This is a genomic window from Erwinia aphidicola (assembly GCF_014773485.1).
In the GTDB taxonomy this organism is placed as follows: Bacteria; Pseudomonadota; Gammaproteobacteria; order Enterobacterales; family Enterobacteriaceae; genus Erwinia; species Erwinia aphidicola.
The window spans coordinates 846,531-863,684 of record NZ_JACXBP010000001.1 but is presented as its reverse complement, the minus strand read 5'-3'; the positions used below and the strand labels follow the sequence as shown (position 1 = coordinate 863,684).

14 protein-coding genes and 1 riboswitch are annotated in these 17,154 nt (G+C 60.3%); of the genes, 13 read left to right on the top strand and 1 reads right to left on the bottom strand.

All coding sequences use genetic code 11. From position 1 onward, the window contains the following. The first annotated feature begins 1 nt into the window (after position 1). The 8 genes from ID864_RS03980 to ID864_RS03945 all read left to right on the top strand — a co-directional run bounded on the left by ID864_RS03980 (position 2) and on the right by ID864_RS03945 (position 11,188). Entirely contained in the window at positions 2-1,960 is a 1,959-nt protein-coding gene (locus tag ID864_RS03980) for a methyl-accepting chemotaxis protein (protein WP_191149442.1), read from the top strand. A 336-nt stretch (positions 1,961-2,296) separates the two neighbouring features. Next, positions 2,297-3,616, top strand: a complete 1,320-nt coding sequence (locus ID864_RS03975; RefSeq protein WP_191149441.1) for a CitMHS family transporter — start codon at positions 2,297-2,299, stop codon at positions 3,614-3,616. Between the two features lie 103 nt (positions 3,617-3,719). Next, the gene (locus ID864_RS03970) at positions 3,720-4,148 is read left to right on the top strand and encodes a DUF2231 domain-containing protein (protein WP_099753838.1); all 429 of its coding nucleotides are present in this window, start codon (positions 3,720-3,722) and stop codon (positions 4,146-4,148) included. 10 nt (positions 4,149-4,158) lie between these two features. Then, entirely contained in the window at positions 4,159-5,475 is a 1,317-nt protein-coding gene (locus ID864_RS03965) for a PQQ-dependent sugar dehydrogenase (RefSeq protein ID WP_048917988.1), read from the top strand. A gap of 111 nt (positions 5,476-5,586) precedes the next feature. Beyond that, positions 5,587-6,816: an MFS transporter gene (locus ID864_RS03960; protein WP_048917987.1), complete on the top strand. Its 1,230-nt coding sequence runs from the start codon at positions 5,587-5,589 to the stop codon at positions 6,814-6,816. 323 nt (positions 6,817-7,139) lie between these two features. Further along, positions 7,140-8,585: an amidase gene (locus ID864_RS03955; RefSeq protein ID WP_191149440.1), complete on the top strand. Its 1,446-nt coding sequence runs from the start codon at positions 7,140-7,142 to the stop codon at positions 8,583-8,585. A gap of 9 nt (positions 8,586-8,594) precedes the next feature. Continuing rightward, positions 8,595-9,902 carry a purine-cytosine permease family protein gene (locus tag ID864_RS03950; RefSeq protein WP_191149439.1) on the top strand — a complete coding sequence of 436 codons (1,308 nt, stop codon included), beginning with the start codon at positions 8,595-8,597 and terminating at the stop codon, positions 9,900-9,902. A 98-nt stretch (positions 9,903-10,000) separates the two neighbouring features. Then, positions 10,001-11,188: an aminotransferase-like domain-containing protein gene (locus ID864_RS03945; RefSeq protein ID WP_099753841.1), complete on the top strand. Its 1,188-nt coding sequence runs from the start codon at positions 10,001-10,003 to the stop codon at positions 11,186-11,188. A gap of 109 nt (positions 11,189-11,297) precedes the next feature. Here ID864_RS03945 and ID864_RS03940 read toward each other — a convergent pair whose 3' ends face one another. Next, on the bottom strand, positions 11,298-12,578 hold the full coding sequence (locus ID864_RS03940) for an MFS transporter (RefSeq protein ID WP_048917983.1): 1,281 nt from the start codon (positions 12,576-12,578) through the stop codon (positions 11,298-11,300). A 310-nt stretch (positions 12,579-12,888) separates the two neighbouring features. After that, positions 12,889-12,988: riboswitch (guanidine-I (ykkC/yxkD leader) on the top strand. Between the two features lie 53 nt (positions 12,989-13,041). On the opposite strand from ID864_RS03940, the gene ID864_RS03935 reads away from it, so the two are divergent. The 5 genes from ID864_RS03935 to ID864_RS03915 are packed head-to-tail and all read left to right on the top strand — an operon-like array spanning position 13,042 to position 17,092. Next, positions 13,042-14,100 carry a putative urea ABC transporter substrate-binding protein gene (locus tag ID864_RS03935; protein ID WP_191149438.1) on the top strand — a complete coding sequence of 353 codons (1,059 nt, stop codon included), beginning with the start codon at positions 13,042-13,044 and terminating at the stop codon, positions 14,098-14,100. 23 nt (positions 14,101-14,123) lie between these two features. Further along, complete coding sequence (locus tag ID864_RS03930; RefSeq protein WP_191149437.1) at positions 14,124-14,939, top strand: ABC transporter permease; 816 nt, start codon at positions 14,124-14,126, stop codon at positions 14,937-14,939. After that, entirely contained in the window at positions 14,936-15,754 is an 819-nt protein-coding gene (locus ID864_RS03925) for an ABC transporter ATP-binding protein (protein WP_048917980.1), read from the top strand. Before ID864_RS03930 ends, ID864_RS03925 begins: the two co-directional genes overlap by 4 nt. Further along, the gene (locus ID864_RS03920) at positions 15,738-16,457 is read left to right on the top strand and encodes an urea amidolyase associated protein UAAP1 (RefSeq protein ID WP_048917979.1); all 720 of its coding nucleotides are present in this window, start codon (positions 15,738-15,740) and stop codon (positions 16,455-16,457) included. The genes ID864_RS03925 and ID864_RS03920 overlap by 17 nt, the downstream gene beginning before the upstream one ends. Then, positions 16,457-17,092: an urea amidolyase associated protein UAAP2 gene (locus tag ID864_RS03915; RefSeq protein ID WP_191149436.1), complete on the top strand. Its 636-nt coding sequence runs from the start codon at positions 16,457-16,459 to the stop codon at positions 17,090-17,092. The genes ID864_RS03920 and ID864_RS03915 overlap by 1 nt, the downstream gene beginning before the upstream one ends. Positions 17,093-17,154: the final 62 nt, after the last annotated feature.

Below are 17,154 nucleotides of genomic sequence, written 5' to 3'. Positions count from 1 at the left end.
AATGAGTCACACTTCTTTCTGGAACACTGCCGCGCGGCTGAAAACGCGCGGCAGCGTACCTCGTGCCGGTGTTTTTAACGCCAGCCACCCTCCTGCAGGCATGAACGAGCTAGGACTGAGCCGCAACAGCGCCGGTCTGCTGCTAAGTTTTGTGCCGCCGCATGCCGATTTCAGCCGTGTCAGTACGCCGTGGCAGAAGCTGAACGCGGCGCGGCGCAGCGTGCTGACGCTCTCCTCCAATGGCGCACTGTGCAGCGGGCGGGGGCAGAGCACCTACTGTGACGGTGACGGGCAGCAGGGAAGCTGGCTTTGGCTGCCGGAGAGTCTGATTGCCGCACACGAAGTGCATGAAGTTGATCTGCACGTACAGGATACTTCGGGTGCCTCGCAGCGTGTCAGCGCTATTCAGCGCGAGCTTGAGCATCTGGCGCTTAAAATGCCACTCTCGGCAGAGCGGACCTTTGCGCTGATCTTCTGTGATGGCCTGTCAGCATCCGAAGGATTCCTGATGCAGGCGTGGTATGCCTCCGGTCGCTTCCCGTGTCTGGCGATTGGCGGGTCCGCAGGCGGCACGCTGGATTTTGACGGCACCTGGATCGCCAACGGCGGGCGTATTTTGCAGGGCAAGGCGGTGATCGTCTTCTGCCAGATGGCCGCCGGTAAATCCTTTGCGCCGTTTAAAAGCCAGAACTTTGTCCCGACAGCGCACAGCTGGCTGGTCGCGGAAGCGGACCCGGTGGCACGCACCGTCACCTCGCTGTTTGATGCCCAGGGGCGCCAGCACAACGTTATCGAGGCGCTGTGCGCGCAGTTAAATTGCACGCCGGCAAACCTGCAACAAAGCCTGCAGGGGCTGACCTTTGCGGTAAAAGTCGAAGAGGAGTTCTTCATTCGTTCCATCGCCAAAATTTTGCCGGACCGCATTCAGTTCTTCTGCGATCTGGAGTTTGGCGATCGCCTGCATCTGCTGCAGGAGACCGACTTTGCTGCGGCCACGCGCGAAGACTGGCAGAAGTTTACCGCGCAGTATGGCGAGCCAGCGGCGCTGCTGCTGAATGACTGCGTACTGCGCCGGGCCGGTAACCTGGCGCGCCTGCCGCAGTCCCACTTCTTCACCGGCATCCCGGCGGCGGGCTTCTCCAGCTTTGGCGAAATCCTTGGTGTGCCGATCAATCAGACGCTGTCGGCGCTGGCATTCTTCCATCGTCCATCGGATGCGATGCGTAACTTCCCGGTACAGTATGCCGGTTATGCCAGCCACTATGCGCAGCGCGCCCTGCGCCGCTGGGAGGCGTTGAACGCGCTGCAAAGCAAAATTGTGAATCAGGTGGTGGACTATCAGCAGCAGCTCGACCCGCTGATGAAATCGCTGCCGGCGCTGGAAAACGCCACGCGCAGCCAGAGCGAAGCGCTGACCGCGGCAGAAAGCAATATCCGTTCGATCAGCGATGCCGCGCTGCACAGCCAGCAGGCGCAGCATCAGCTCAGCAGCGGCCTTGACCAGCTGGAAACCCTCTCCGCCGGGATTACCACTATCAATAGCGGCATCAGTAATATTGCGTTTCAAACCAATATTCTGGCGCTGAATGCCGCGGTGGAAGCAGCACGCGCCGGGGAGGCAGGACGAGGTTTTGCCGTGGTCGCCAGCGAAGTGCGCCGCCTGGCGCACTCCTCGAAAGAGCAGGCGGATGCCACCTCACGCAGCATCACCGACTCGGTGAGTACCATTCTGCATATCCGTAAAGTGGCGGAGACTACCGTCGAGCGTGCGAAGCAGATGGCCGAGCAGAGCATCGATGCCGCCAACGCCATCGCGGCAATGAGCAGCCAGACGGCCAGCGAGCGTAAGAGCATTAGTGATAACCTCGATAAGCTTAACGAAATGACTTCCGGGATTGATGCAATGCAGGAAGCGGTTGCACAGCTCAAAGTATTGCAAAAGCTGGTGCAAAGCCGATAAACGCACGGGCAGGGCGGCGGCCGCTGGCTGCGGCCCTGTACTTTACCGTCAGTGCCAGGTTAAACCGGACTGTCCCCTCCACATTTCCTGTTACCGATAACCCTGCAGCAGTTGATCGCCCTCACACTTATCCATTTACACAGTGTGGAAAGGCGATCGCCCTCACTCTTTTTTGTTAAAAAAATGAAGAAATTTGGTTACTAATTATTATCAGGAAATAGCGCTCGTCATGTAAAACAATAGGTTAATCATGAGCGCGCTAATTGTTTCATCAGTTTTTTTATCACTACGTGACCAATTTATCACCTTTCATACCGCTTAAAGAGGGGAGTTACCTTGCTGACCATATTGGGTTTTTCGATGGTTGTCTGTTTCATGTACCTGATCATGACCAAGCGCATGTCGGCACTGATTGCACTGATCCTGATCCCGACCCTGTTTGCGCTGGCAGGCGGTTTTTACCATGGCCTGGGCGCCATGATGCTCGATGGGGTGAAGACGCTGGCACCCACCGGCGTGATGCTGACCTTTTCCATTCTCTACTTTGGCCTGATGATTGATGCCGGGCTGTTCGACCCGCTGGTGCGCTTTATTCTCAGGCTGGTGCGCGGGGATCCGCTGAAGGTGCTGGTCGGCACGGCTATCCTGACGCTGCTGGTCTCACTGGACGGCGACAGCTCGACTACCTATATGATCGCCATCGCGGCGTTTTTACCGCTGTACCGCAAGCTGGGAATGAACGTGCTGGCGATGACCTGCCTGGTCAACCTCGCCAGCGGTATTATGAACCTCTCACCGTGGGGCGGCCCTACCGCCCGTGCCGCGGCGGCGCTGCGCATTGATGCGCTGGACATCTTCATCCCGATGCTACCTGCGATGTTTATCGCCTGCGTGACGCTGGTCAGCATGGCGGTGCTGTTTGGCCTGCAGGAGCGTAAGCGCCTCGGGGTAATGAAAATCAGCGACCATCATCTGGAAAACATTGAGCTGGGGCTGGGGGATGCCGAAGAGTGCGCCGCCAACCGCCGCCCGAAAATGTTCTGGCCCAACCTGATCCTTACCACGGTGCTGCTGGTACTGCTGGTGGTGGGCCTGCTGCCGATTCAGATCCTGTTTATGCTGGCCTTCGCCGTGGCGGTGATGCTCAACTACCCGACGCTGGAGCAGCAGAAAGCGCGCATCAGCGCCCATGCGGGTAACGTGCTGGCGGTAACCTCGCTGATTTTCGCCGCCGGGATATTTACCGGCATCCTCTCCGGCACCGGAATGGTCGATGCGATGGCGAAGAGCCTGCTGGCGGTGATCCCGCACAGTTTCGGCCCTTATCTGGCGGTGTTTACCGCGCTGGTCAGCCTGCCGTTTACCTTCTTTATGTCGAACGATGCTTTCTATTTCGGCATCCTGCCGGTGATCGCGCAGACGGCAGCCAGCTATGGCATCTCCGCTGAGGAAATTGCACGCGCATCGATTGTCGGCCAGCCGTTCCATCTGCTCAGCCCGCTGGTGCCGTCAGTCTACCTGCTGGTAGGGCTGGCGAAGGTGGATATTGGTGACCATCAGCGCTTTGCGATTAAGTGGGGGATCCTGGTCAGCCTGATGCTGATGGTCGGCGGACTGATCACCGGTGCGTTCCCGTTCTTCCATAAGGCGGGGTGATCTTTAACAAAAGTTACAAATATTCATAACACTAACTAAACTTTGCAGTGTCGCGGGCGGCGGATGGTTTTGCCGCCCGCATTATTTCTCTGGAGGGTTTGTTATGTCCGAAACTGGCACCTTACGGCAGTCAACGCTGGCACTGGCGCTGTATCAGCTGCTGAATCCCATTCCACTCGGCTGTTTCGTTGCGGCCTGGATCTTCGACATCATCTACGTTTACAGCTTTGAACAGTTCTGGACCCAGGGCGCCAGCTGGCTGATCGTCTTTGGCCTGCTGATTGCCGTGGTTCCGCGACTGATTAATTTATTTCAAGTCTGGGTCGGGCGGGCACCGCTGCGTGCGGGGGCTTACCGCACGGACTTCTGGCTTAACCTGCTGGCGGTGGTGCTGGCGATCTTCAATGCCTTTATTCACAGCCGTGACGGCTACGCGGTGGTGCCGCTTGGGGCTATCCTCTCGACCCTGACCGTCCTGCTGCTGCTGATTGGCAATGTTCAGCTTGCTCTGCGCCTGCGCGCGCGACACTGAGGAGAAAAAGATGAAAAATCAACACGTTTTCCCTCTGCTGGCGCTGTCGGCAGCGCTGATGCTCGCCGGATGCGATGGCGCTTCAACCATGGACCCGAATCAGCAGGTGGGCGCCGATCCGGTGCTGCCGGAGGCGCAGAACTTCCTGATGCCGCCGATGCGCGTGCCGCAGGGCGTCGGCTGGAAGGGCGATGAGAAGCCGCAGGTGGCACAGGGGCTGCAAATTGCCAAAATTGCCAGCGGTCTGCAGCATCCGCGCCAGCTGTACGTGCTGCCGAATAACGATATTCTGGTGGTGGAGGCTAACGGCCCGGCGAAACCCACCAGCCGACCGAAGCAGCTGATTATGGGCATTGTGCAGCAGTCTTCCGGTAAGGGGGGAGCAGGCGGCAACCGTATTACCCTGCTGCGTAACAGCAGCGGCGACGGTAAAACCTGGGAGAAGCATGTTTTCCTTGAGGGGCTGCACTCGCCGTTTGGCGTGCAGCTGGTCGGTAATACGCTGTATGTGGCGAACGCCGACAGCCTGATGAAGTATCCGTATCAGAGCGGACAGACGCGCATTGAGGCGCCGGGGACCGAGCTGACCGAGCTACCGGGCGGCCCGATCAATCACCACTGGACCAAATCGCTGCTCGCCAGCCCGGACGGCAGCAAGCTTTATGTTGGCGTGGGTTCTAACAGTAATATCACCGAAAACGGCATCGGGGCCGAGTATCGGCGGGCGGCAGTGCTGGAAGTGGATGCGGCCAGCGGCGCCAGCCGTATTTATGCCAGCGGGCTGCGCAATCCGACCGGATTACAGTGGGAGCCACAAACCGGAAAATTGTGGGCGGTGGTCAACGAGCGGGATGAAATTGGTGCAGACCTGGTGCCAGATTATCTGACCTCGGTGAATGAAGGGGCGTTCTACGGCTGGCCATACAGCTATTTTGGTCAGCATGTTGACAAGCGTGCACAGCCGCCGCGCCCGGATCTGGTAGCGAAAGCCGTGAAGCCGGATTATGCGCTCAGCTCGCACGTCGCGCCGCTTGGCCTGTGGTTCTACACCGGCAACAGTCTGCCCGCGCAGTATCACGGCGGGGCGTTTATCAGCGAACACGGAAGCTGGGACCGCGACCCGCTCAACGGCTATCGCGTGGCGTACGTCGCCTTTGAGAACGGCAAGCCGGTTGGCCTGCCGCAGCCGGTGGTGACGGGGTTCCTCAGCGACGATCATAAGCAGGTGCACGGCCTGCCGGTTGGGCTGGCGATGGACCAGCAGGGGGCGCTGCTGATCGCCGACGATGCCGGAGACACCGTCTGGCGCGTCACCGCCGCGCAGTAAAGCGTGCAGTCAGGGCGAGTGCGCTGGTGATTATTCTCATCGCCGCATCGCGCTGATTGCGCTATTTTATTGTCAACATTACAAAACCTGACAATAAGATTCGGAATCGCTATGAGTTCACCTGCACCAGCAGCGGATGGTTCGCTGCTGCATCAACGCGCCTTTGTCGCTTTCTGGCTGGCGCGCACTTTCTCTTCCTTCGGTTTTCAGATGTTCTCCGTGGCGGTCAGCTGGCAGATCTACGCTATCACCCACAGTGCAATGGCGCTGGGGATGATTGGCCTGATGCAGTTTCTGCCGTCGGTGCTGCTGGCGCTGCCGGCCGGGCATATGGCCGACCAGTACGATCGCCGCCGTATTGTGCTGTGCGGGCAGCTCATGGAGTGGGGCGCGCTGCTGGCGCTGGTGCTGCTGACCTTTAATCACTGGTCGAATCAGCACGCGCTGTGGGGGCTGGTGTTTCTTATCTCGGTGGCGAAGGCGATTGAAGGCCCGGCAATGCAGTCGATGCTGCCCTCGCTGGTGCCGCCTGCGATGCTGGCGCGCGCCACGGCAGCGGGGGCGGTGAGCGGGCAAAGCGCGGTGATCCTCGGCCCGACTCTCGGCGGGCTGCTGTATGTTGCCGGACCAGAGGTGGTGTATACGGTGGCCGCGGCGTTTTACCTGCTGTCGATTATTATGGTCAGCCGCATCCGCTTTATCCGCGCCGCGCAGCCGCGTCTGCCCGCCAATATCAAAACGCTGTTTGCCGGGGTGAAGTTCATCCGCGAGCGCCGCGACGTGCTGGGCGTGATCTCGCTCGACCTGTTTGCCGTGCTGCTGGGCGGCGCCACTGCGCTGCTGCCAATTTTTGCCAAAGATATTCTGCATACCGGGCCGTGGGGGCTGGGGATGCTGCGCGGCGCACCGTCGGTTGGCGCGCTGCTGGTGGGCGTCTGGCTCAGCCGTAACAAGCTGGAGAAGAATGTCGGCATGATTATGTTTGGTTCCGTAGCCGGGTTCGGCGTTGCTACGCTGGTGTTTGCGCTCTCCAGCCAGCTGTGGCTCTCGCTGCTGGCGCTGGCCGCGCTCGGCGGTTTTGATATGGTCAGCATGGTGATCCGCGGGGCGCTGGTGCAGCTCGACACCCCGGATGATATGCGCGGGCGCGTCAATGCGGTCAACAGCATCTTTATTAATACCTCAAACCAGCTCGGGGAGTTTGAATCCGGCCTGCTGGCAGCAATGATGGGCGCGGTGCCTGCTGCGGTGCTCGGTGGCGTCGGCACCCTGGTGGTGGTCGCGGTGTGGATGACGCTGTTCCCGCATTTGAGGCGGCGGCAGAAGCTGGAGAATTCGTAAGCCTTCGGGTCGGGCATGCCCGACCCCTACCGTAGTGGCCGACCCTCTTTTCCGGTCGGCCTTTTGGTTTATTCTATACCGCGGGTCGACCCAAAAAGCGGTCGCCCCCTACATCAGATCGGCCTTAATGGTCGACCGCTTTTATAGTGCAATCCCGCCTTATTTTTGTGCATCTCCTGCTCTGATCCACGCGCAGGGGTTTCCGATTTGTATCCCGCATCCTATCCCGGCGCCTCTTCAGCAACGATTTACCTGATCTACTCATATCTGGCCCGCTTTATGCAGTGATAGCCTCAGTGCTAGCAATCAGGGTGGGGTGAAATATGTTTGACGATTTACTGGATGGCGATGCGACCAATCTGGCGGCGCATATTCGCCACGGCGAAGTCTCGGCGCTGGAGATTACCCGCGCCGCGCTTGACCGCATGGAGAGCCGCGACGGGCAGATTCACGCGTTTTGTACCCCCACGCCGCAGCGGGCACTGGCGCAGGCCGCGGCGGTAGATGCCCGGCGGGCGCGCGGTGAGACGCTGCCGCCGCTGGCCGGGGTGCCGCTGGCGGTAAAAGACCTGATCTCTACCGCCGGGGTAAAAACCACTTCCGGCTCGGCTATCTATCGCGATTTCGTGCCGGATGAAGATGATATCTGCGTTGAGCGCCTGATGGCCGCCGGTGCGGTGATGCTGGGGAAAACCACCGCGCCGGAGTTCGGCTACAGCGGCGTGGGGGACAACCTGCTGTTTCCCACGCCGCGTAATCCGTGGGATCTCAGCAAGACGCCCGGCGGCTCCAGCGCTGGGTCCGGGGCGGCGCTGGCTGCAAGACTGTGCCCGCTGGCGCTCGGCAGCGACGGCGGCGGGTCGGTACGTATCCCGGCGGCGCACTGCGGGATTTACGGTTTTAAACCGTCGATGGGGCGCGTGCCGCTGTGGCCCGGCTGCCGCGACGATCGCTATCCCGGGGTCTCAAGCTGGGAGTCGCTGGAGCACATTGGCCCGATGACGCGCAGCGTGCGCGATGCGGCGCTGATGATGTCGGTGATGGCGGGACCGGATATGCGCGATCGCCACTCGATTCCCTGCAGCGACGTGGAGTGGCTCGGTTCGTTACGCCAGCCAGTGCGCGGGCTACGCGTAGCCTTCAGCGCCAATTTTGGTTTTGTGGCGCTCGACCCGCAGGTAAGAGCGCTGGTCAGCCGCGCCGCCCAGCGCTTTGCCGATGACCTCGGCTGCACGGTGGAGCTCGTCGACCCGCCATTTGGCGACCAGGTTGAGTCATTTCGCGCCATAGTCGCGCTGGAAACCGACCTGAGCGGCATGCGCGCGCAGCTGCCTGAGTTCGGCGGGCAGATGGCCGCGCATCTGGTTGCCATGCTGCAACGGCCGTGGCAGGCCGCCGAATTTACCGATGCCATGACGGCGCGCAAGAGGCTGGTGAATACGCTGTGGCGCTTTATGCAGGGCTACGACCTGCTGATTACCCCCACGCTGGCCGCACCGCCATTCCCGCTGGGGATGCAGGGGCCGGAAGAGATTAACGGCCGCCGGGTGAGCAGCGATCACTGGCTGTCATTCTGCTTCCCGTTCAACTTCAGCGGCCAGCCTGCTGCCTCGGTGCCGTGCGGATTTACCGCCGAAGGGCTGCCGGTCGGGCTGCAGATCGTTGGCCGCCATCTCGACGATGCCCGCGTGCTGGCCGCCAGCGCCGCGTTTGAACGTCTCCAGCCGTGGAAACACCACCAACCTGCGCGGTTCGCGCCTGAACTCTGAGGAACACCCGTGAAAAAATCATCAGACAGTCTGCATCAGGAATTTGAGCACCAGCCGGTTCCGCTCAGCCATCGTCACTCTACGCGCTCCGTCTCGGCGGTGTGGTTTGGCTTCCCGATGATCCTCACCAACGCGCTGTTCGGCGGCATCATTACCTGGCACCTCGGTTTCTGGCCGGCAATTATCGCTATCCTGCTCGGCAACCTGGTGCTGTTTGCCTATGTCGGTGCGCTGAGCTGGTTTGCCGGCAATAGCGGAATGAACTTTGCGCTGCAGGCAAAACGGACTTTCGGTACCCAGGGCTATATTCTGGTGTCCGGGTTTCTCTCCATCGTGGTGATCGGCTGGTACGCCTTCCAGACCGGGCTGACCGGGCTGGTGATCAACCAGACCTTTGGCTGGAATGCGCTGGCAGTAACGGCGTTTGCCATGGTGCTTTATACCGCCATCACCTTCCTCGGCGTGCGCGCGCTGTCAGTGCTGGGCATCATCGCTGCGCCGCTATATGTGGTGCTCGGGCTGGTGGCGCTGTGGCTGGTGTCAGAAAATCATGACTTCAGCACTGTCACTGAGTTTAAAGGCAGCGCCAGCGTAGCGGGCGGCATGACGCTGGGTACAGCCGTGACGATGGTTGTGGCCGGTTTTGCCGACTCCGGCACCATGACGGCAGACTTTACCCGCAGGTCGAAAAACGGCAGATCCGCCGTATTTGCCGCGTTCTCCGCGTTTCCACTGGCCAATGGCATCTCCTACCTGTTCGGCGTGGTGATTGTGGCGCTGGGCGCAGCGGTGGATCCGCTCAACAACGGCGGCAACTTCCTGCCGCTGCTGATGGGGCACGGCGTGCTGCTCAGTACCGTGGCCTGCCTGTTTGTCTTTATCAACCTTGGCTCGGTGTGTACCCACTGCCTGTACAACGGCGCGGTGGCCTTTAGCCATATCTTCAGCAGCAAAATGCGCATCTGGACCTTGATCCTCGGTGCGGCGGGCGGTGCGCTGGCGCTGGCCGGAGTGTGGCACTACTTCCTGGAGTGGCTCAGTCTGCTCGGCGTGGTGGTGCCGCCATTTGGTGCGGTGATGATTGTTGACCTGATCTTTATGTCGCGCCTCAGCGGCCAGCGTAAAACTCAGCGTATTCGCGGCAGCGCCTTTGCCGGCTGGGCGTTCGGCAGCCTGTGTGCGGTGGCTGCGCATATCTGGTTTCCGCAGTTTGGCGAAGCGACGATCGGGCTGGTGGCGGGTGCGGTCGGCTATCTGGTGTTGATGAAGATCGGAATGGCGCGCACGGCGGATAAAAAGGTCGTCATCCAGGCATAGCGGCAGGGGCCGAGTTTTTTTGCCCGGCCCTTTATTGACATAACTTACTCACTCTCATAACGTGGATTTCCAATAAAAAACATCGCAGGGAATACTTAATGAGCACGCGTTACGCCGACAGAATGGAGCTGGTCAAGCCTTCAGCAATCAGACAGTTATTACAGTTAGGGGCCGACCCTTCCATTATTTCCTTTGGCGGTGGTTACCCGGACTCCAGCCTGTTTCCGGCGCAGGCGTTGCAGGATATCTACGCCGAGCTGCTCTCCGGCCCGGGTGAAGCTTCCCTGCAGTACACTCACTCGACCGGTATGCCTAAGCTGCGCGAGCAGATCGCCGCCCGCATGGCGCGCGAAGGTATTGCCTGCAGCGACGACAATGTGCTGATTTTACAGGGGAGCCAGCAGGGGCTGGACCTGGCGGCGCGCCTGCTGCTGAACCCGGGCGATATCGTTGCCACCGAAGCGCCGACCTTCCTGGGTGCGCTGCTGGCCTTCAACACTTGCCAGCCTGAGTATCTGGCCGTGCCGATGGACGAACAGGGCATGATGACGGAGGTGCTGGAAGCCGAGCTGCAGGCCGGTAAGCGTATCAAATTCATTTATACCGTACCCGATTTCCATAATCCGACCGGTATCACGCTGTCGCTGGCGCGCCGCCGCCATCTGATCGCGCTCGCTAATCAGTACGACTTTATTATCCTTGAGGATTCGCCGTACCGTGAAGTGCGCTATCAGGGCGAGAAAGTCGCCACGCTGAAAGGTATGGATACGGAAGGGCGGGTAATCTATTTCGGCAGCTTCTCGAAAATTCTGGCACCGGGCCTGCGCCTGGGCTGGTCGGTGGCATCGAAGGAGATCACCGAGAAGCTCGGCCTGCTGAAGCTGGCCGCCGACACGCAGTGCAGCACGTTGAATATGGCGGCGGTGTCGCTGTATCTGGAGCGTCATGACATCGACGAGCATATCCAGACCATCAAAGCACGCTATCTGCGTAAGAAAGAGACCATGCTGGCGGCGATCAAGGCGCACTTTCCGCAGACCATCAGCTTCACCAACCCCGACGGTGGCCTGTTTACCTGGCTGGAGTTCCCGCAAGGGGTCGATACCGCGCAGTTTATGCTGCACCATGCGATACCCGAGGCGAAAGTCGCCTATGTGCCTGGCGGGAGTTTCTTCCCCACGCTGCAGCGCCATAACTTCGCCCGCTTCAGCTACTCGACGCACAGCGACGAGAACATAGTTAAAGGGATTGCGACCCTCGGAAAGGTGCTGAAACAGCATCTTTAACCGCTACCGGAGAGGGGGGTTTTTACAGGAGGCGAGCGGGTCGGCATGCCCGACCCCTACGACGCCGGCACCTGTTTGCCGGGGTAAGGCATGCCTGACCCGCTGGCGATTACTCCAGCGAACGCAGATGATCGTCGCGCCGCAGGCTCATCAGCGCCAGAATGCTGATGGCCGCAGTCACAATCACATAGTAAGCCGGGATATCGTTGTTGCCGGTCTGCTTAATCAGCCCGCTGATAATCAGGCCTGCACAGCCGGAAAACAGCGCATTGGAGAGGGAGTAAGCCAGCCCCAGCCCGGTATAACGTACGTGGGTGGGGAACATTTCCGCCAGCATGGCAGGCCCGGGACCGGCAAGCATGCCGACCATCGCCCCGGCAAACAGCACGATCAGGCATTTCACCAGCAGGCCAATATCCGGCATCTGCAATACCTTCAGCAGCGGCCACGCGCACACCAGCAGCAGCACGCTGGCCGCAATCATTACCGGTTTGCGGCCGATGCGGTCGCTGAGTATGCCGGCAGGCAGGATGGTGAGGGCGAAGCCGATATTCGACAGCACCGCGATAACCAGCGCCTGATTCAGCCCGGTATGCAGCACCGACTGCAGGTAGGTGGGCATCACCACCAGGTAGGTATAACCCGCCGCCGACCACACCATAACGCGGCCGATACCCAGCAGAATGACGCTCAGCACCAGCCCGCTGCGCGCTGCCGTGGGTGGGCTGGCTGCACGCTGCGTATTGCTAAAGGTCGGAGTCTCTTCCAGCTGCATACGCAGCCAGAGTGCGACCAGCCCCATCGGCAGCGCGCTAATAAAGGGGATGCGCCAGCCCCAGGCATGCAGTGACTCCGGGCTCATCACGGCAGAGAGCGTGGCGACCACCGCCGCACCCGCCAGCAGGCCAAACGCCACGGTCAGGGATTGCCAGGCGCCATACAGCCCGCGCTTGCCCTTGGGGGCAAACTCCGTCATCAGGGAGACGGCGCCGCCGTACTCGCCGCCGGCGAACAGCCCCTGAAGGATGCGTAACAGGGTCAGCAGCAGCGGGGCGGCGACGCCAATCGAGGCATAAACCGGCACGAAACCGATCGCGGCGGTCGCCAGCGTCATCAGGATCAACACCGCAACCAGCGTCGGCTTGCGGCCGATTCTGTCGCCGATGCGGCCAAAGATAATCGCCCCGAGCGGACGGAAGAAGAAGGCAACGGCAAAAGAAGCCCAGGTCAGGATGATACCCGTCATCGCCGATTCGCCCTGAAGCGTAAAGAAGTTCTGCGCAATCACCGTGGCCAGAAAGCCGTACACGGCAAACTCATACCACTCAATAAAGTTACCCACCGCGCCCGCCACCAGCGCTTTCTTTCTTAACTGCTCAGGCTTTGTCATTGTTATTTTTACCTTCCGGGAAAACAGAGTACATCAAGGGTAGTTACCCGCTTCCCGTCGGGCAAGCGAGTTTTGGTAGGGGACAGGCATATCCATCCTGACGCCTGCACCGAGCACATTTTTCGTAGTGGACGGGCATGCCCGTCCCTGAAGCCTGCACCGCGCTGATGCAGCCTGCCAGAAAATGATGCCCCAATGCGGAACGCGTATAACCTGCGAAAACGCGAATTCACTGATTACCGGGACTTTTAAAGCTGGCACAACTCTTGCTGAGGTAATGATAGCAGCAGCGTTACACAGATAACTGAACACAATAGCAGGCTAGGGTTCCGGTCCACGCAGGTGGATGACTGGTCCGAGAGCTGGCGACCTCGGTTGGGGTTACACGGCGGGAGAAAAGCCCGGGAGACAGCAACACCACAGGTGTCGCGCTGCCCCTTTTCCGTCAAAAACCGAGGTTACAATGAAACTTTCTCACATCCTCAGCATTTGCCTTCTCAGCGTTACCGCGCTGGCCAGCATTCCCTCACAGGCTGTCGCCAAAAAAGAGTTCAACGTCTGCTGGACCATTTACGCCGGCTGGATGCCGTGGGGCCAGATCGCCACCTCTGGCATCATCGACAAGTGGGCGGCTAAATATGGCATTAAAATCCACGTCACCCAGCTTAACGACTATATCGAATCCATTAACCAGTACACTGCCGGGCAGTTTGATGGCTGCACCATGACCAACATGGATGCGCTTACCATTCCTGCCGCCGGGGGCGTTGACAGTACCGCGCTGATCCTGGGTAGCTACTCTGAGGGCAATGACGGCATCGTGCTGAAAGGCAAGGGCAAGACCCTCAACGATCTGAAAGGGATGAAGGTCTACCTGCCGGAACTGTCGGTATCACACTATCTGCTGGTGCGCGGGCTGGAGAAAGCGGGCCTGGCCGAGAAAGATGTCACGGTGGTAAACACCTCTGATGCTGATATCGTCTCGGCGTTTGCCACCAGCAGCGTGCAGGCGGCCGTGGCCTGGAACCCTCAGCTCTCCGCTATCAAAGCCACGCCGGATACCACGGAAGTATTTGAGTCCTCGCAGGTGCCGGGCGAGCTGATCGATATGATGGTAGTCAACAGTGACGTGCTGAAGGATAACCCGGCGCTTGGCAAAGCCCTGACCGGGGCCTGGTACGAGATGATGAGCAAAATGAAAGCGGGTGATAGCGATGCCCTGAATGCAATGGCAGCCGCTTCCGGCACTGATCTGAAAGGCTACCAGGCGCAGCTGAAAACCACCCACCTGTTTTACACCCCCGCCGACAACCTGAAATTTATTAGCGATGCCGAACTGGCGAAAACCATGCAGCGCGTGGCCCGCTTCTCATTTGAGAAAGGGCTGCTTGGCGACGGCGCGCAGAGTGCTGACTTTATCGGCATGCGCTTCCCCGGCAACGTCACCCAGGGCGACAGCAGCAACGTCAAACTGCGCTTTGACGACAGCTTTCTGAAGATGGCCGCCGACGGCAAGCTATAACCCCACACAGAGGAGCCAACGCCATGCGGCAAATGAATCGTCATCCCGACAGAGGCATGCATCTGATGCTGGTGCTGCTGCCGTTTATTCTGGCGATCGCCGCCTATTTCATCGGCTCCGCCGTGCGGCTGGATGCCAACCCGCACGACAAACTGCTGCCAGGACTCGGGCAGATGATCGACGCGGTGCAGCGCATGGCGTTCACCCCGGACAAGCGCAGCGGCGACTATCTGCTGTGGATGGATACCTCCGTCAGTCTTGGCCGCCTGCTGCTGGGGCTGGGCATCGCCTCGCTGCTCGGACTGGCCTTCGGCATTGCCGCCGGGGTGTTTCCAATGTGGCGCTCGCCGCTGTCGTCGTTTATGACCGTGCTGTCGATGGTGCCTCCGCTGGCTATCCTGCCGGTGCTGTTTATCGTCTTCGGACTCGATGAGCTGTCGAAAATCATGCTGATCGTCATTGGCATTACGCCGATGCTGGCGCGCGACCTTGAACAGCGGGCGCGGGAGATCCCGCAGGAGATCCTGATTAAAGCGCAAACGCTGGGGGCCAATAGCTGGACGGTGGTGCTGCGCGTGGTGCTGCCACAGCTGCTGACCCGGCTGCTGACCTCGCTGCGCCTGCTGCTGGGTTCCGCGTGGCTGTTCCTGATCTCCGCGGAGGCGATCTCCTCGACTGCCGGGCTGGGCTACCGCATTTTCCTCGTGCGCCGCTATATGGCGATGGATGTGATCCTGCCTTATGTGTTCTGGATCACGCTGCTGGCCTGGCTGATGGACCTTGGCCTGCGCCGCCTTAACCGCTGGTGCTTCCCGTGGGCCCAGGGAGAGAAATCATGAGCTTTATCAACATCAACAACATCTGGCAGGAGTATGGCAACCACGTGGTGCTGGAGAACCTCAACCTGAGCATCAACGAAGGGGAGTTCTGCACCATGGTCGGTGCCTCCGGCTGCGGTAAATCGACCTTCCTGCGCCTGCTGCTGGGCCAGGAGAAGCCAAGCCGCGGCAGCATCACGCTACAGGGCGAAACCCTGCCTGCGGAACCGGACGCCAGCCGCGGCGTGGTGTTTCAGCGCTATTCGGTCTTTCCACACCTTAACGTGCTGGATAACGTTGCCATCGGGCTGGAGCTGCCCGCTGCGCGCTTCTGTGGCCGGCTGTTCGGCAGGCGTAAACAGGCGGCGCGCCAGCAGGCGGCCGCGATGCTGGAGCGCGTGGGGCTGGGGCAGGCGTTAAAGAAATATCCGGCGCAGCTCTCCGGCGGCATGCAGCAGCGGCTGGCGATCGCCCAGGCGTTCATCATGCAGCCGCGCATTCTGCTGCTCGATGAGCCTTTTGGCGCACTCGATCCCGGCATCCGTAAGGATATGCACAGCCTGCTGCTGGAGCTGTGGCAGGAAACCGCGCTGACGGTGTTTATGGTGACGCATGACCTGTCGGAGGGCTTTAACCTCGGCACGCGCCTGCTGGTGTTCGACAAAGTGCGCATTGACCCGCACGAACCCAACGCCTGGGGCGCACGCATTACTTATGACCTGCCGCTGAACGAAACCCGACTGCGGCAGCGCCGTCAGCCCGCTGAAGTGCTGATGCACCCAACGGCTTTCGCCCACCCATCCACTCAGGAGATTTCCCATGACGCACCTCTATGAAGAGACCTTACCCGGCGGCGGCCACACCTCACTGGTGATAAAAAAGGGCCAGCTACTGCGCCTTACCGATCTTGAAGGCGGCGCCAACGTCAGCCTGATGCTGCTGAATGCCGATGAGAAAAGTGAACGCCTGAACCTGCCGGATACGCTGAAAGGGCAGCACACCGCCAGACTGACCGCCGGGCACTGCCTCTACTCAGATATGGGGCGCGTGCTGGCGGCCATGGTGACCGATACCTGCGGCTGGCACGACTGCTTTGGCGGCGTGCTGAATGCGGCAGAAGTGGCAGAGAAATACGGCGACGGCCGCTATCAGGAGCTGCGCAACGGCTTCTACCGCAACGGCAGCGATAATCTGCTGGTGGAGCTGGGCAAGTGGGACCTGCGGCTGGAAGACCTGCTGATGGTGCTTAACCTGTTCAGTAAAGTGAGCGTTGATGAAGCGGGCAGCTTCCAGTTTCATCAGAACCACTCCGCGCCGGGCAGCGTGGTTGAGCTGTACGCCCCGATGAACACGCTGGTGGTGCTCACCGCGCTGCAGCATCCGATGGACCCGAACCCGCACTATGCGCCGCGCCCGGTGCAGCTGGCGCTGCGAGATGCCCACGATGAACAGATGCTGGAAGGCTGTAAAACCTCGCGCCCGGAGAACCTGCGCGCCTTGCAGAATATCGAACGCTTTAACGTGACAGGAGCCGTCTGATGACTTTAATTACCAGCGCTAAGCAGGCCAGCGATGCCGTTTTGCGCCACACCATTCCGGCGGGTGAACCCTATCTGTTTGAAGTGAAGAAGGGGCAGACCGTGCGCCTGCACGATCTGGAGGGCAATCAGGCCGTTGATACGCTGTTTTACAGCGCTGCCAACCCGCGCGAGCGCTATGACGCCCAGCGCACGCTGCGCCGCCAGAATAACGCCTACCTGACCAGCGGCAGCGTGCTTTACTCCAACCTTGGCAACCCGCTGCTGACCATTGTTGCCGACACCTGCGGGCGCCACGACACCCTTGGCGGTGCCTGCGCCCAGGAGAGCAATACCGTACGCTATCACGCCGATAAGCGCTACATGCACAGCTGCCGCGATAACTTCCTCTGCGTCTGCATCCACGATGGCCGCCTGCACAAGCGTGACATCGCCGCCAACATCAACTTCTTTATGAACGTGCCGGTGACGCCGGAGGGCGGGCTGACCTTTGCAGACGGTATCTCCGCCGCCGGGAAATATGTTGAGCTGCGCGCCGAATGCGACGTGATTGTGCTGATCTCCAACTGTCCGCAGCTTAACAACCCGTGTAACGGCTGGAACCCGACCGCCGCCGAAGTGCTGGTGTGGAACTGAGCCGCCGAAAATCCTGAGATTTCCCCCGGGGACGACCCCGGGCGGCCTGAAGACTGGCGGGA